The organism is Roseburia sp. 831b (assembly GCF_001940165.2).
Classification (GTDB): domain Bacteria; phylum Bacillota; class Clostridia; order Lachnospirales; family Lachnospiraceae; genus Roseburia.
This window is the reverse complement of record NZ_CP135162.1, coordinates 149,775-166,133: the sequence shown is the minus strand read 5'-3', so window position 1 is coordinate 166,133 and position 16,359 is coordinate 149,775. Positions and strand designations below refer to the sequence as shown.

General features: G+C 41.3%; 11 protein-coding genes. 1 reads left to right on the top strand and 10 read right to left on the bottom strand.

What is annotated here, in order from left to right:
- Positions 1-40: 40 nt before the first annotated feature.
- The 5 genes from BIV16_RS00720 to BIV16_RS00700 all read right to left on the bottom strand — a co-directional run bounded on the left by BIV16_RS00720 (position 41) and on the right by BIV16_RS00700 (position 8,818).
- On the bottom strand, positions 41-2,506 hold the full coding sequence (locus tag BIV16_RS00720) for a glycogen/starch/alpha-glucan phosphorylase (protein ID WP_075679859.1): 2,466 nt from the start codon (positions 2,504-2,506) through the stop codon (positions 41-43).
- 129 nt (positions 2,507-2,635) lie between these two features.
- Positions 2,636-5,827, bottom strand: a complete 3,192-nt coding sequence (ileS, locus tag BIV16_RS00715) for an isoleucine--tRNA ligase (protein WP_075679860.1) — start codon at positions 5,825-5,827, stop codon at positions 2,636-2,638.
- A gap of 421 nt (positions 5,828-6,248) precedes the next feature.
- On the bottom strand, positions 6,249-6,572 hold the full coding sequence (locus BIV16_RS00710) for a hypothetical protein (protein WP_075679861.1): 324 nt from the start codon (positions 6,570-6,572) through the stop codon (positions 6,249-6,251).
- 12 nt (positions 6,573-6,584) lie between these two features.
- Positions 6,585-7,703 carry a hypothetical protein gene (locus BIV16_RS00705; protein WP_242940345.1) on the bottom strand — a complete coding sequence of 373 codons (1,119 nt, stop codon included), beginning with the start codon at positions 7,701-7,703 and terminating at the stop codon, positions 6,585-6,587.
- Positions 7,704-7,798: 95 nt separating this feature from the next.
- Complete coding sequence (locus tag BIV16_RS00700) at positions 7,799-8,818, bottom strand: DHH family phosphoesterase (protein WP_075679864.1); 1,020 nt, start codon at positions 8,816-8,818, stop codon at positions 7,799-7,801.
- 501 nt (positions 8,819-9,319) lie between these two features.
- Between BIV16_RS00700 and BIV16_RS00695 the strand changes: the two genes are divergently transcribed.
- The gene (locus BIV16_RS00695) at positions 9,320-9,538 is read left to right on the top strand and encodes a hypothetical protein (RefSeq protein ID WP_075679865.1); all 219 of its coding nucleotides are present in this window, start codon (positions 9,320-9,322) and stop codon (positions 9,536-9,538) included.
- Positions 9,539-9,747: 209 nt separating this feature from the next.
- On the opposite strand, the gene yihA is transcribed toward BIV16_RS00695, so the two are convergent.
- The 5 genes from yihA to tig all read right to left on the bottom strand — a co-directional run bounded on the left by yihA (position 9,748) and on the right by tig (position 16,237).
- Positions 9,748-10,359 (bottom strand): ribosome biogenesis GTP-binding protein YihA/YsxC, encoded by a 612-nt coding sequence (gene yihA, locus BIV16_RS00690; protein ID WP_075679866.1) that lies wholly within the window; start codon positions 10,357-10,359, stop codon positions 9,748-9,750.
- 51 nt (positions 10,360-10,410) lie between these two features.
- On the bottom strand, positions 10,411-12,681 hold the full coding sequence (gene lon / locus BIV16_RS00685; RefSeq protein WP_242940356.1) for an endopeptidase La: 2,271 nt from the start codon (positions 12,679-12,681) through the stop codon (positions 10,411-10,413).
- A gap of 46 nt (positions 12,682-12,727) precedes the next feature.
- A complete protein-coding gene (gene clpX, locus BIV16_RS00680) occupies positions 12,728-13,990 on the bottom strand; it encodes an ATP-dependent Clp protease ATP-binding subunit ClpX (RefSeq protein ID WP_075679868.1) in 1,263 nt (420 codons plus the stop codon).
- A 123-nt stretch (positions 13,991-14,113) separates the two neighbouring features.
- Positions 14,114-14,695 carry an ATP-dependent Clp endopeptidase proteolytic subunit ClpP gene (clpP, locus tag BIV16_RS00675; protein ID WP_075679869.1) on the bottom strand — a complete coding sequence of 194 codons (582 nt, stop codon included), beginning with the start codon at positions 14,693-14,695 and terminating at the stop codon, positions 14,114-14,116.
- 198 nt (positions 14,696-14,893) lie between these two features.
- Positions 14,894-16,237 carry a trigger factor gene (gene tig, locus BIV16_RS00670; protein ID WP_075679870.1) on the bottom strand — a complete coding sequence of 448 codons (1,344 nt, stop codon included), beginning with the start codon at positions 16,235-16,237 and terminating at the stop codon, positions 14,894-14,896.
- Between the last annotated feature and the right edge of the window lie 122 nt (positions 16,238-16,359).

Sequence of the window (16,359 nt, the reverse complement as noted above, 5' to 3'; positions counted from 1 at the left end):
TGGTTTCCCGCAACCTATCTTTTTGTTTTTTCGGAAACCTTTAGTCCTCCATCGTAACCTTGATACGGTCAAGATGCCAGATGTCTTTTACATACTCTTCGATGGTACGGTCGGACGAGAATTTTCCCGAATGTGCGATATTTAAAATCGCACTCTTTGCCCATCCTGCTTCATCCTGATATGCTTTCATCACGCGCTTTTGAGCTTCTGCATAAGAGCGGAAATCAGCAAGAATAAAGTAAGTGTCTGCATACTGCGTACACTGTGTATTCAAAAGTGAATTGTACAAATCGCGGAAACGTTCGGAATCATCCGGCGCATAATAACCATTGATTAACTGCATCAGCACCTTCCGGATATCCTGATCCTGATTGAAAATCTGCATTGGGTCATAATCACGTTTCTGTTCATGCTCAATGACCTCGTCGGAGCTCATGCCAAAAATAAATGCATTCTCCTCGCCGACTTCCTCGACAATTTCCACGTTGGCTCCATCCATCGTTCCAAGTGTTAAGGCACCATTTAACATGAACTTCATATTGCCGGTTCCCGATGCTTCCTTGCTGGCTGTTGAAATCTGTTCGCTGACATCCGCAGCCGCAAAAATCCACTCTGCATTTGATACCTTGTAATCCTCGATAAAGACAACCTTAATCTTGCCATTGATGCTGCTGTCATGATTGATGACATCTGCCACACTGTTGATTAACTTAATTGTCAGCTTCGCATTGCGGTAGCCTGCTGCCGCCTTTGCCCCAAAGATAAAGGTTCTTGGATAGAACTCCATATCTGGATGTTCTTTTAATTCATTGTACAGATACATGACGTGTAAAATATTTAACAGCTGACGTTTGTATTCGTGAAGCCTCTTGACCTGCACATCAAAAATAGAACGCGGGTCTACCTCAATGCCATTGTGCTCCTTGATGTATTTTGCAAGTCTTAACTTGTTCTGGTATTTGATATTTAAAAATTCCTGCTGCGCCTTCTCATCATCCGCATAAATAGCAAGTTTCTTGATGTGGGAAAGGTTGGTAATCCAGTCATTTCCAATGTGGTCAGTTACCCAGGAAGCTAACAACGGATCTCCGTGAAGTAAGAATCTACGCTGCGTAATACCGTTGGTTTTGTTGTTGAACTTCTCCGGGAACATCTGATAAAACTCTTTTAATTCCTGATTCTTTAAAATCTCCGTATGAAGTCTTGCCACACCATTTACGGAATAACCTGCTGCAATCGCAAGGTGTGCCATCTTCACCTGACCATCGTAGATAATTGCCATCTTCTGAATCATATATGGATTGTTTGGGAATTTTGCCTCAATGTTCAAAATAAACCTACGGTTAATTTCTTCTACTATCTGGTAAATTCTTGGCAGCAATCTGGAAAAGATTTCGATTGGCCACTTTTCCAGTGCCTCCGACATAATCGTATGATTGGTGTACGCACAGGACTTTGTCGTAATCTCCCATGCTTCCTCCCAGGACAGTCCTTCCTCATCCACAAGAATTCGCATCAGTTCCGCAACCGCTACGGTAGGATGCGTGTCATTCAGCTGGAACGTTACCTTCTCCGGCAGTTTATGAATATCATCGTGTCTTCTCTTATATCTTGCAATCGCACGCTGTAAACTTGCGGATACAAAGAAATACTGCTGTTTTAAGCGAAGCTCTTTTCCTGCAATATGGTTATCGTTTGGATAAAGTACTTCGACCAGGTTTCTCGCCAGATTCTCCTGCTCCACTGCCTTGTGGTAATCTCCTTTATCGAAGGAATTCAACTCAAAGCATTCTTTTGGAAGGGCATCCCAGATCATTAAGGTATTGACCATATTGTTGTTGTAGCCGACGATTGGCATATCATAAGGAACGGCAAGGACAGACTGATAGCCTTCCTGTACAAAATGTGTTTTTCCGTCCTCCCTTACCTCCGCTCTTACATAACCGCCGAATTTGACCTCAAAGGAATATTCGGATCTCTTTAATTCGAATGGATAGCCATCCTTTAACCAGTTATCCGGCACCTCAACCTGATAACCGTCCTCAATCTTTTGTTTGAACATACCATAGCGGTAACGGATTCCACAGCCGTAAGCTGCATATCCCAAAGTTGCCAAAGATTCCATAAAGCAGGCTGCAAGACGCCCCAAACCACCATTGCCAAGTGCCGGGTCCGGTTCCTGATCCTCAATCACGTTCAGGTCAAAGCCGATTTCCTCTAATGCCTCTTTTACCTCATCATATGCCGCCATGTTAATGAGGTTGTTTCCTAATGCACGCCCCATCAAAAACTCCATCGACATATAATAGACCATCTTTGGATCCGCCTCTTTGATTGCCTTCTGGGTTGCCATCCACTGGTCGATGATGGTTTCTTTTACCCGCAGGGAAACTGCCTGGAAAATCTCCTGCTGGTTTGCCTCGTCTAACCGTTTACGATATAAGTTCTTCAGATTTTCCTCAATACTTGCTATAAATTCCTTTTTGTCAAACTTCGGTTTCTTCACGTTCCAAGTCCTCCTTTATAAAATCCCTTCGCCTTCTACATCAAACTTATTTCCATAATATTCTACTATTATACAACAAAATCTGGCAGATATCCCAACCGATTCTGCCAGATTTTATATTTTTTATGATTATTCTGTTTTCTTAACGGCAAGTGTTACTTTTTCACCGTTGATGTTCCATTCTTTTTCGAAACCTTCTAAGTTGCCGGCATGAATTTCATTTCCCATAACCTCGGCAATGATTTCATTTCCGTGTTTTTCAAAGATTTCTGCTGCTTTTCCTTCTGCCTCGTAAGATACCACAATCTTATCCATAACCTCGAAACCAGCTTCTTTTCTCATAGTCTGAATCTTACTGATAATCTCACGCACAAAACCTTCTTCTAACAATTCCGGTGTCAGATTTGTATCAAGGACAACCGTCACGGTATTATCACCCTCTGTCACATATCCTTCCATCTGCGTCATGGTAATCAGTAAATCTTCTTCTGCAAGTTTTACGTCATCATTTACTTCCGGCAATGCAAGGAATCCATTGGCTTTTAACTCAGCCATTGCTTTATTGCCATCAAGACCTGCTAATGCTTTCTGGATTTGTCCTAAGAACTTACCATATTTTGGTCCTACGGTACGAAGCTGTGGTTTGAAGGTGTAGCTTGTGTATGCGCTGACATCATCGGTAAAGCTTACGTTCTTCACATTTAATTCATCCTCGATGATTTCTGTAAAGAATGCATCAAGTGCAACCGGCGCCTTTACAAACATGTTGCCGATTGGCTGACGGTTCTTGATGTTTGCGCCGTTACGGCATGCACGACCCATTACTACAATCTTTAAGACTTCGTCCATGTTCTTTTCTAACTCTTTATCGATATGAGCTTCATTTACCACTGGGAAGTCACACAAATGAATACTTTCCGGTGCACTCTTATCAATAGAGCAAACAAGGTTCTGGTAGATGTCCTCTGTCATGAAAGGAACCATAGGTGCTGCACATTTACTGATGGTTACAAGTGCTGTATAAAGTGTCATGTAAGCATTAATCTTATCCTGCTCCATTCCTTTTGCCCAGAAACGTTCACGGGAACGTCTTACATACCAGTTACTCATCTCATCGACAAACTCATCCAATGCTCTTGCAGCCTCTGGAATACGGTAATTTCCAAGGTTGTTGTCAACTTCTCCGACAACGGAGTTCAATTTGGATAACAGCCACTTATCCATAACGGAAAGTTTGTCATAGTCTAACGTATATTTTGTTGCATCGAAATTGTCGATGTTTGCATAAAGTACGAAGAATGCATACGTGTTCCATAAAGTACTTAAGAATTTACGCTGTCCTTCCTGTACTGCTTTTCCATGGAAACGGTTTGGAAGCCATGGTGCACTGTTGATGTAGAAATACCAGCGGATTGCATCTGCTCCGTATGTCTCTAATGCCTCGAATGGATCTACTGCATTTCCTTTTGATTTTGACATCTTCTGTCCGTTCTCATCCTGAACATGACCTAATACGATAACGTTCTCGTAAGGTGCCTTATTGAAAAGGAGTGTAGATTCTGCCATCAGAGAATGGAACCATCCACGGGTCTGATCTACTGCTTCAGAAATAAACTGTGCCGGGAACTGTTTTTCAAAGACATCTTTGTTCTCAAATGGATAATGGTGCTGTGCAAATGGCATTGCTCCGGAATCAAACCAGCAGTCTAATACTTCTGGTACACGGTGCATTGTTTTTCCACAATCCGGGCAGGTAAAGGTTACTTCATCGATGTATGGTCTGTGAAGCTCTACTTTTGCAGCATCTGGATTACCGGAACGTTTTGCAAGTTCCTCACGGCTTCCGATACATTCCTGATGACCACATTCACATTCCCAGATGTTTAATGGAGTTCCCCAGTAACGGTTACGGGAAATTGCCCAGTCCTGAATATTTTCAAGCCAGTTACCGAAACGTCCTTTACCGATGGATTCTGGAATCCAGTTTACGGTATTGTTGTTGCGGATTAAGTCATCTTTTACAGCGGTCTCTTTGATGTACCAGGATTCTCTTGCGTAGTAAATTAATGGAGTATCACATCTCCAGCAGTGTGGATATTCATGCTCGAATTTCGGTGCGTCAAAAAGTTTGCCCTGCGCATCCAAGTCTTTTAATACTTCTGGGTCTGCTTTCTTAACAAACAAGCCAGCGTATGGTGTCTCTTCTGTTAATTCACCTTTTCCATTTACAAACTGTACAAATGGGAGGTCATATTTACGTCCAACATTTGCATCATCCTCACCAAATGCAGGTGCGATATGAACGATACCGGTACCGTCTGACATCGTTACATAGGAATCACAGGTTACGAAGTGACCTTTTTTATGCTGTTTTTCTGCAACTTCTGCTGCACATGCATAAAGTGGCTCGTATTCTTTGTATTCTAAGTCTTTTCCTTTGTAAGTCTCTAAAATTTCGTAAGCTTTTACTTCTTCCTGGTCTGGTTCGCCGTCTTTTCCTTTCTTAGCAGGAGTTCCAAGCTTGCCAAGAACTTTGTCAAGAAGTGCCTCGGCCATGTAATAAGTATAGCCGTCTGCTGCTTTTACTTTTACATAGGTCTCATCCGGGTTCACACAAAGTGCCACGTTAGATGGAAGTGTCCATGGAGTTGTGGTCCATGCAAGGAAGTAAGCATCTTCTCCTACTACCTTAAAACGAACCACTGCGGAACGTTCTTTCACCGTCTTGTATCCCTGGGAAACCTCTGCGGAAGAAAGTGGTGTACCACAACGAGGACAGTAAGGAACAATCTTAAATCCTTTGTATAATAACTTCTTATCCCAAATCTGTTTCAATGCCCACCATTCGGACTCGATAAAGTTGTTGTCGTAAGTAACATATGGGTTCTCCATATCTGCCCAGAAACCGACAGTTCCAGAGAAGTCTTCCCACATTCCTTTGTATTTCCATACAGATTCCTTACATTTTTTGATGAAAGGCTCCATACCGTATTCTTCAATCTGCTCCTTTCCGTTTAAGCCGAGCATTTTTTCAACTTCAAGTTCGACTGGAAGACCGTGTGTATCCCATCCAGCTTTACGCGGAACGTATTTTCCTTTCATGGTCTGGTATCTTGGAATCATATCTTTGATAACACGTGTTAAAACGTGTCCGATATGTGGTTTACCATTTGCAGTTGGAGGTCCATCGTAAAAGGTGTAAGTTTCACACTGTTTACGCTGTTCCATGGATTTTTTAAAAATGTCATGTTCTTCCCAGAACTTTTCTGTCTGTTTTTCTCTGTCGACGAAATTCATATTCGTTTCAACTTTGTTATACATTTCACAATCTCCTTTATTTCTTGTTGACTTTATAGGATTTTCCTATAAAGCAGAAAAAGGCTCCGTCCTGTAAATAGGACGAGAGCCTTAAAAGTCGTTGTACCACCTAATTACAATGTACTCCTCTCTTATCTGATAGATAAGAAATTTCATACCCGTTCCTGTTAACGTTGGAAAAACGTCAGCATCTACTCTTATCTGATTGCATTTGTAAAAAATGTATTTGCCACATTTTCTGCTCTGTCAGAAATAATTTCAAGCTGCAACTTGGAAGTGATGTTCATAATCAGGATACTCACACCGGTTCTCACCTACTCCGGCTCTCTTTGCCTTTCTCCTAAAAACTACTGTCTTCGTCATCGTCTTTATTTTATAAAATCTAGGAATAAGTATAGCTATGAGAGCCTGAAAAGTCAAGTGGTTATTCTTTTTCTTTTTTGGTATTCAAAAATAACAATGCTGCACCGGCAAGCAAGCCAATCGTCATCGGCACAACACCGTTTGACATATCTGCGGTATCTGGTGCGCTGGACGCCTGCACCTGTGGTACATTCTGCTCCGACACAGATGGTGTATCCGTATTTGGAGTACTTGGAGTCTGTGGCGTCTCTTCCACCTTTTTACCGGCATCTAAATCCAGCTTCTCTGTGGATAACACGTAATCAGAACAATGCTCAATCTGGAATGTTGCATATCCATTCTGTACCACTGCCTGATCGCTGACAAGCTCTAAGAAACGTGTCACAGGGTTATAGTATTAAAAATAAACTTTCTGATCCGGTAAATCTACTTTTGCAGTTACGGTTGCAGTTCCCGGTAAATCTCCTTCGTGTGAAAAATGAACCGTCTCATACTGGCCTTTTGTTCCGGTTGCCGTAATCGCACTTTCCACGTCGTCAATCTTCGCATTGGTTTCCACCTTAAAATCTAAAATAGTGGCATCCGGCTTTGTGATATCGCTTCCGGAAAAACTCCAGCTATATGCGGTGTCTCCATCTTCATCTGCAAAGGAAAATGTAACATCTTTCTTGGTATCTTTCATGGTATGGAAAATATCACTCAATACTTCTTTTTCCACTACCGTACTGAAAGATGCATCCTTTTTCACATTTACTTTTCCAGTCTCATTTTCCTTTAACATCGTGCTGACTTCATTCCACTGATTGGTTGTTGTCACAGCAGTACCTGATGTTCCTGGCGTGCTTGGTGTATCTGGGGTTTCTGGCACATCCGGTGTGCCTGGTGTATCTGGGTTACTTGGTACATCCGAGGTACTTGGTACGTCTGGAGTACTTGGAGTATCTGGTGTACTTGGTACATCTGGCGTACTTGGAGTATCTGGTGTGCTTGGTGTATACGGGTTACCTGGTGTATCCGGTGTACTTGGTGTATCCGGTGTTTGTGGTTCTTTCTTCATGACATCCGTAAAAGAAATCGTATCACCATCTGCATACTCTTCCAAATCCTCAATGGCATATACACAGTAATCCGTCTGGATATCTGTTGGATTGTTATTTTCATCAAGCTCGACGTTACTGAATTCATACCCTTCCGGTAAAAGAAATCTTGTATAAATAAACTTATTGTCTATTAACAGTTGTGTTAAATTCAACTTACAGGAAACAACAGAGGTTCCCTCTGCAATCTTGATATATTTTTGATCTGTTGGCTTTGTGCTTGCAAAGTCCATCTCAAAAACTTCAATAAAGGTACCTTCCATTCTTGTTCCTTCAAAGGTCACATCAAACTGAAATGTTCTTATGTCATCTCCTGATGCACCGTCCAGTGCATATGCTGTCATAGGGGTAATATTACTTGCAATCATGCATACAATCGCAAGCATGGCAAAAACAACATTTCTTACTTTCTTTTTCATTCTTATTCCTTTCTTGGCATTTGATAGTGGCATTTATACAGTACTTTATACCCACCATTTTATCAATTCCCAAAAACGAATAAATCATCCCTTTTTCACCCTTTCTTTGCAGTTCCAACGTATTTGTGTGTTTCCTGCTTTTGTTCCGGGTCTATCACTTCAATAAAACGCTCCTGAATCTTACGAAACATTAAGTCTGCCTCGCGCTCCGTTCCACTGAATGGCACGAATCCACCTGCCATGGAAGCATGTCCTCCGCCATTTCCAAGCCCCCGCAATGCAGCATTGATAATTTTTCCTGCATCTAACCGCGGTGTCTCGCTTCGGACTGAAAGTTTGATTCCTTCCTTTTTCCAGGAATAGACTACGGAAAAAGATACCTCCACCAGTGCAAGCATAAAATCAGAAACGCTTGCAATCAATGCTTCCGGACAGTCCTGACCGGTATTTGCAAAACTGATATTCCCATAAACGTGAATACTTGAGATTGCCTCCGAATACGCAATCAAATCATTAAAATAAAGATTGCTGTTCTCAAGCATGTGAATTCTCTGGCTGTCGCACAAGTCAAACATCTGATAAAGCATTTCCATGTCCAGTTTGCTGACGCCGCGCGAAAGCCTGCCGGTATCCATACGGATTCCAAACGTCAGTGCGGTCGCTGTTTTCTGATCCATTGGGATTTCATTTTCAAAATAGTACTGCGCAATAATGGAGGCACACGCTCCCACCTCCGGCCGGATATCTTTGAAGCGATATGGATATTTTTCAAAAATCGGATGATGATCGATACAAATGATTTCTTCCCCTGTCATATCGATGATGTTGGAGTTTCCTTTTTGTGCGTCCACCAGAATCACTTCATCGTCCTGCGACAAATCTCCTTCCATCTCATCTAAATCTAACAGTTCAATATCCAAAAGTTCAATCAACTTTTCCGTACTGTACCGCTCAATTTTCCCTTTATAGCAAATGGAGGCCTTTATCCCTCTTGCCTTTAGCAATTGCTGTAATCCGTATGCACTCGAAATTGCATCCGGGTCTGGGAAATTGTGTGTCTGAATATAAACATGTGGCCGATTAATCTGTCTTAAAATCTCATCTAATTTTGTCATACAAATCCTATGCCCTTCCGTAATATCACAGTTTTCATTATCTGAAACGCGCTTAGCTGGATTCCAACCTATCCAGTCATCTCTTATACTTCAATATAACATGTAACTTCACTTTTTACCACACCTAACATGCCGGATTAACACTTTCCTGCTGTTCCTGTCTAATATACCCGACAAAAATATTCCTATTTCACTTGCTTCCTATTCCAGACATATAATATTCCTGTTTCCCTTGCTTATTCTTCCAGGCAATTGACATCTCTGTTTCCCTTGTTTATTCTTCCAGGCAATTGACATCTCTGTTTCCCTTGCTTATTCTTCCAGGCAATTGACATCTCTGTTTCCCTTGAAATTTATTTTTGTCAAAATACTACTTCATGCTACTTTATCCTACTTTTCCGTATTTTATACGAATTCTTAGTATAATTTTCTCAAATAAAGGGAGTATGCATTGTAGAATCCAGATTTTTACAATACTGTGGAAAGGTATGGTTACTAGGTATGAAGCCATTAAAATCAAAGGTTAGCATTAGCTTAGATGATGATATTATACGCATGACAAAAGAATTAGCCGAAAAAGACGATCGAACCTTTTCGTCTTACATCAATCTGATTCTCCGCAAAAACATTCAGGATTACATTGCCGAAAATTCAGACTATGGGAAGCCTGAAAAAGCGGATTTTGCGGACGTCTCATTTTTAGAAAAAGAAGAATCCTGATTTCTAACACGGGAAAGTCGATGCACGGCTTTCCCGTTTCTGTTTGTCGTGCCAAAATCTCTCGTAATTTTTGCCATTTGATTCTTCTTCCAAAAAAGAGAAGCCCATACCGCATCACGATACGAACTTCTCTTTCTCATACTTAACCTCCTGCCATTGACCTTGCGGTCTTGGCTTTTTTTGTTCAAGGGATTTTGCAGTCCCTTTTCTTATGCTTCAGATTCTGTTTCCTCTTGTGGTAATACAAGGGAATCCACCACTTCCCAAAGCTCGTCACGTCCCTGTTTGGTCTCTGACGAGAATGGAATCACGATAGTTCCCGGCTCTACCTTAAGGCCTTCTTTGATTGCCTTGACCTGTTTTTGAATCTGGCTTCTTTTGATTTTATCTAACTTGGTTGCAATAATAATTGGTTTAAATCCCTGATATACCATCCATTCATACATCATCTTATCATTTGCAGATGGATCATGACGAATGTCAATCAGAAGGAATACTGCCTTTAACTGTTTGGAAGTATGCAGATACTTTTCAATCATCTTGCCCCATTTTGCTTTTACCTCGACGGACGCATTGGCATAACCATACCCTGGGAGGTCTACGAGATACATCGCATCATTGATATTGTAAAAGTTGATGGTCTGCGTTTTTCCCGGCTGAGAGGATGTACGCGCCAGAGATTTGCGATTCAGCAGGGCGTTAATCATCGATGATTTTCCAACGTTTGATTTTCCTGCAAATGCAACCTCCGGTAAAGTGTTATCTGGAATCTTACTGGTAATGCCAATGACGGTTTCCAGATTCACGCTCTTAATTACCATAATGTTTATCCTTTCTATTTCACAAATGCCACCTGTACGATACCTGCATCCTTATTTTACAAATGCTACGTCTAATACATCCTGCATCTGCTCTACAAAAACAATGTTTAACCCTTTTTTGATTTCTGCGGAGATTTCCTCAATGTCCTTTTCGTTCTTCTTTGGAACACAGATGGTCTTAATTCCTGCATTTTTCGCTGCAAGCGTCTTTTCCTTCAATCCTCCGATTGGAAGAACACGTCCACGTAACGTAATCTCGCCGGTCATTGCAACATTGGCACGCACCGGCTTTTTGATGATGGCTGAAAGCATAGCAGTTGCCATTGTAATACCAGCGGATGGACCATCTTTTGGCACAGCGCCTTCTGGAATGTGGATATGAATGTCATGTTCCTTAAAAAAGTCTTTCGGAATGTTATATTCTTCACTGACAGAACGGATATAACTGATACCGGCCTGTGCAGATTCTTTCATGACATCTCCAAGCTGGCCGGTTAGTTGGAACTCACCTTTTCCCGGCATCACGTTGACTTCTATCTCTAATGTATCGCCACCCACACTCGTCCATGCAAGACCTCTGACAATACCGATTTCATCACTTGTGTTTGCCTTATCAAAGCTGTATTTTTCTTTTCCAAGGTATTTTTCTAAGTTCTGCTCGGTAATTCTTACGGTCTTTTTCTTTCCTTCATAGACTTCACGTGCAGCTTTTCTTGCAATTTCTCCAAGCTTACGCTCCAGGTTACGCACACCGGCTTCCCTTGTGTAAGCGGAAATAATTTTCGCCAAAGCCTTATCACTGATGGTAAGCTGTCCTTTTTGTAAGCCATTCCGCTCAAGCTGTTTTGCAACAAGATGTTCTTTTGCAATATGTAGCTTCTCATTTTCTGTGTAGCTGGTTACTTCAATCAGCTCCATACGGTCAAGCAGCGGTCTTGGAATATCCGAAACAGAGTTTGCGGTCGCAATGAATAAGACCTCCGACAAATCAATCGGCAGTTCCACATAGTGGTCGCGGAACTTGTTGTTCTGCTCTGCGTCTAAAACCTCTAACAGTGCGGACGCTGTATCTCCTTTGTAATCACTGCTCATCTTGTCAATCTCATCTAAGAGCATCAATGGGTTTTTGACACCTGCACTCTTTAATCCGTTGACAATACGACCCGGCATCGCACCAACATACGTTTTTCTATGTCCACGAATCTCTGCCTCGTCACGGACACCGCCCAGACAAATACGAACGTATTTTTTATCCAAAGCTTTTGCAACCGAACGTGCAATGCTGGTCTTACCGGTTCCCGGAGGTCCAACCAGACAAATGATTGGGCTTTCTCCTTTCTTGGTTAAGTTTCTCACGGCAAGAAACTCTAACATACGTTCTTTTACCTTCCAAAGACCGTAATGATCCTCATTTAAAATGCGCTCTGCATTGGAAAGATCCTTGTTGTCCTTTGACGCTTTGTCCCATGGAAGCTCTAACAATGTCTCAATATAGCCGCGTGTCACCGCACTCTCAGACGAGCTGGAACTGATATTCTTAAAACGGTCAATCTCTTTCTTGATTTTATCTTTCACAGCCTTATTGGCTTTTAACTTGCCTAATGCTTCCAGATAACCATCCGCATCCGACTCCGTGTTGTCCTCGCCTAACTCCTCGCGGATTAACTTCATCTGCTCACGCAAAATATATTCTTTCTGATTCTTGTCAACACGTTCCTTCACCTTTGCCTGGAACTCGTTCTTGATTGCTGTCACTTCAATTTCACGAAGCAGCAAGGCAACCAGAACTTCATAGCGGTCTGTCAGGGTAACCGCCTCAAGAATCTTTTGTTTTTCCTGATATGGAACCGGCAGATTATTGGCAATCAGATCCATCAGTTTCTCTAAATCTGTTGTCTGCGCAATCTGCTTTTGTAATTCTTTTCCAAGCTTTGGATTCACAGCCAGATACTTCAAAAACGTTTCCTGTATTCCACGAACCAGTCCTGTTTTTACTTCATCCGGCAGTTCTTCCTGCTCTTTCTCCTGCAGGCAGATTTCTGCGTGCAGATACTCTGTTTCCCCAAGGAAACCTCTAAGCTTTGCTCGCTCTGTTCCTTCCACAAGGATTCGAATAATATTATTTTGTAGTTTGATTACCTGCTTGATCTGCGCAACAATTCCGATTTCGTATAAATCATCCTGCCCCGGTTCTTCCTGCTCCACATCCTTTTGTGTCACAAGAAAAATCTTTTGTTCCTCCATCATTGCCTTTTCTACGGCTTTGATGGATTTTGGACGGCTGATATCAAAATGTGCAATCATTCCTGGCAAAATTGTCATTCCACGAAGGGCAACTGCAGGCAATGTTACAATTAATTCTTCCAATTTATTTTTCCTCTATCTGTGGTGTTTCCTGCTCCTCTAATGCAAGATTGGTCTCCACGATTTCTTTTGTAATCTCACATTTTGAGATGGATTCGTCTGACGGAATACGATACATTAGATCCATCATGACTCCTTCCATGATGGCACGAAGTCCTCTCGCACCAGTCTTACGCTGGAGGGATTTCTCTGCGATTGCATCAATTGCATCGTCATCGAATTCCAATGCAACACCATCTAACTCAAATAATTTCTCATACTGTTTTACAAGTGAATTCTTTGGCTCTCTTAAGATACGAACCAATGCCTCTTTATCCAGTGCATCTAAGGATACTGTTACCGGCACACGTCCGATAAACTCTGGAATCAGGCCAAATTTGACAAAGTCCTGTGGCAATGCTTTCTTAAATAACTTACCTACATTTTCTTCGTTCTTTCCTTTTACTTCCACGTTGAAACCGATAGATTTCTGGTCCATACGGGTCTCGATAATCTTCTCAAGGCCATCAAATGCACCACCACAAATGAATAAGATATTGGTGGTATCAATCTGGATAAGCTCCTGCTGTGGATGTTTTCTGCCACCCTGTGGTGGAACAGACGCAACCGTTCCCTCTAAAATCTTAAGCAATGCCTGCTGCACACCCTCACCGGAAACATCACGTGTAATGGAAACGTTTTCCGATTTCTTGGTAATCTTATCAATCTCATCAATGTAGACAATACCGTGTTCTGCACGTGAGATATCATAATCTGCTGCCTGAATCAGTTTTAAAAGGATATTTTCCACATCCTCACCGACATATCCGGCCTCTGTCAATGTTGTTGCATCTGCGATTGCAAATGGAACGTTCAACACTCTTGCAAGTGTCTGGGCAAGCAATGTCTTACCAGATCCGGTTGGTCCTAACATTAAAATGTTACTCTTCTGTAACTCAACTCCGGTGTCTGCACCTGCCATAATTCTCTTATAATGGTTATATACTGCAACAGACAAAACTTTCTTTGCCTGATCCTGTCCAATTACATAGTCATCCAAAAAAGCTTTCAACTCAATTGGTTTTAATAAATTGATGCTTTCTTTAGCATCTTCTGTCTCTTTTCCTGCCTCTTCGTCATCGAATTCTTCCTCGATGATTTCTGCGCAAATCTCTACGCATTCGTCACAAATATAGGCACCATTTGGTCCTGCAATTAATTTTCTGGCCTGATCCTGTGTCTTTCCACAGAAAGAACACCGGAACTTCTCATCATTTCTTCCCGCCATCGTTACTCTCCATAATTCTACATGAGGGCATCCCGTCCGGGGTACCCTCACATTATTTTCTAATCCCTTTCCCTATCTTATCTTGCGATTCGGATAAGGTCTCCTTGGTCTCTGATTCTTATTTTATCTGCTTGTGATAACTCTGTCAATCAAACCGTACTCCATTGCTTCCTGTGCAGACATGTAATTATCTCTCTCTGTATCTGCAGCAATCTGCTCGTATGATTTACCGGTATTTTCTGCAAGAATCGTGTTCAATCTCTTCTTGGTCTTTAAAATGTTCTCTGCAGCAATCTGAATCTCTGTTGCCTGTCCTTTTGCTCCGCCGGATGGCTGATGAATCATGATTTCTGCATTTGGAAGAGCCATTCTCTTGCCTTTTGTACCACCAGCTAAAAGGAATGCTCCCATACTTGCTGCAAGACCCATACAGATTGTCTCAACATCACATTTGATATACTGCATAGTATCATAAATAGCAAGACCTGCGGTTACCATTCCACCTGGGGAATTGATGTATAAATGAATATCCTTATTTGGATCTTCTGACTCTAAGAATAACAACTGAGCTACCACTAAGCTTGCTGTTGTCTCGTTTACTTCCTCTCCAAGGAAAATGATTCTTTCTTTTAACAGACGTGAGTAGATATCATAATTACGTTCTCCTCTACTTGTCTGCTCAATGACGTAAGGTACTAAACTCATATTAATTTCCTCCAATCTAATTACAGTCCTATCTTAAATTGTCTGTCTTTTGAAGTAGATTGTCAATCCTATTTCGCTTTTTTCAGAAAAATTTTAGAACTACTTTATCCTTTTTTGCTTTTGCATAAATCTCAAACAGACCGGCTCATCTGAGCCAGTCTGCCTGTATTGATTCCTTTTCTCAATTACTCTAAAATCTTATGCTTCTGCTTTTGCTTCTGCTTCAGCTTCTTTTTCTTTCTTTGACTTTGGTTTTGCTCTTTCTTTTACGTTTTCCATGATAAGGTCAACTGCTTTTGTTACAGAAAGATCTCTCTTAATAGAAGCTTTTTCAGCATCTCCTAAGTATTCCATTAACTTGTCAGCTTCCATTCCGTAAGCTTTTGCCATCTTTTCAACTTCAGCTTTTACTTCATCATCGCTGACTTCAATGTTCTCGTCTTTTGCAATCTGCTCTAATACAAGGCTGCTCTTGATACGTGTTTCAGCTTCTGGACGAACCTGCTCTTCTAATTTTTCCATTGTAAGTCCGGAGAACTGCATATACTGTTCCATGGAAAGTCCGCTCTGAGCGATTCTCTGAGCAAATTCATTTACCATAGATTCGCACTGTGTCTTAATCATTGCTTCTGGAATCTCCATCTTGGATTTATCAATGATCTTCTTGATTGCTTCGTCTTCTTTTGTACGTTTTGCTTCGTTCTCTTTCTGAACTTCTAAGTTCTTTCTAAGATCTGCTTTGTACTCTTCTAATGTATCGAATTCAGAAACATCCTGTGCAAATTCATCGTTTAATTCTGGAAGTTCTTTTGCTTTTACTTCGTGAATCTTAACTTTGAATACTGCTGGCTTACCAGCTAAGTCTTTTGCCTGATATTCTTCTGGGAATGTTACGTTAACTTCAACTTCATCTCCAGCGTTCTTACCAACTAACTGATCTTCGAATGTATCGATGAAAGAGTGGGAACCAATCTCTAATGGATGATTTTCTCCTTTACCACCTTCGAATGCTACTCCGTCGATGAATCCTTCGAAGTCGATGATTGCTGTATCACCAACTGCAACTGGTCTGTCTGTTACAGCAACTGTTCTGGAGTTATTATTTCTTTCTTTCTCTAAAGCTTCTTCTACTTCTGCGTCAGATACAGATGTGTCAATCTTTGTAACCTGAACACCTAAGTATTTACCAAGTTCAACTTCTGGTCTAACGGCAACTTCTGCTGTGAAGATGAAAGGTTTTCCAGCTTCAATCTGAGTTACATCGATAGTAGGTCTTGAAACAACATCAGCTCCACTCTCTTCTACTGCGGCTGCATAATTAGCCTGGATTAAGATATTTGCTGCCTCTTCGTAGAATACAGCTGGTCCATACATTTTTTCAATCATGTTTCTAGGTACTTTTCCTTTACGGAATCCTGGAAGGCTGATTTTGTTCTTCTCTTTGTTGTATGCTTCCTGTAAAGCTTTCTCTACTTCTTCGGCTGGCACTTCAATGGTAAGTTTTGCCATGTTTTTTTCTAAATTTTCTACCTGTACACTCATTACTATTATTTTCCTCCTTATATATATGAAATATCATAGATGTACAATTCACGTTATATCGCAGTCATTTAAGCATTATAGCATAGAGTTTGCGAAATTACTAGCACTTTTTTTCAGAAAGC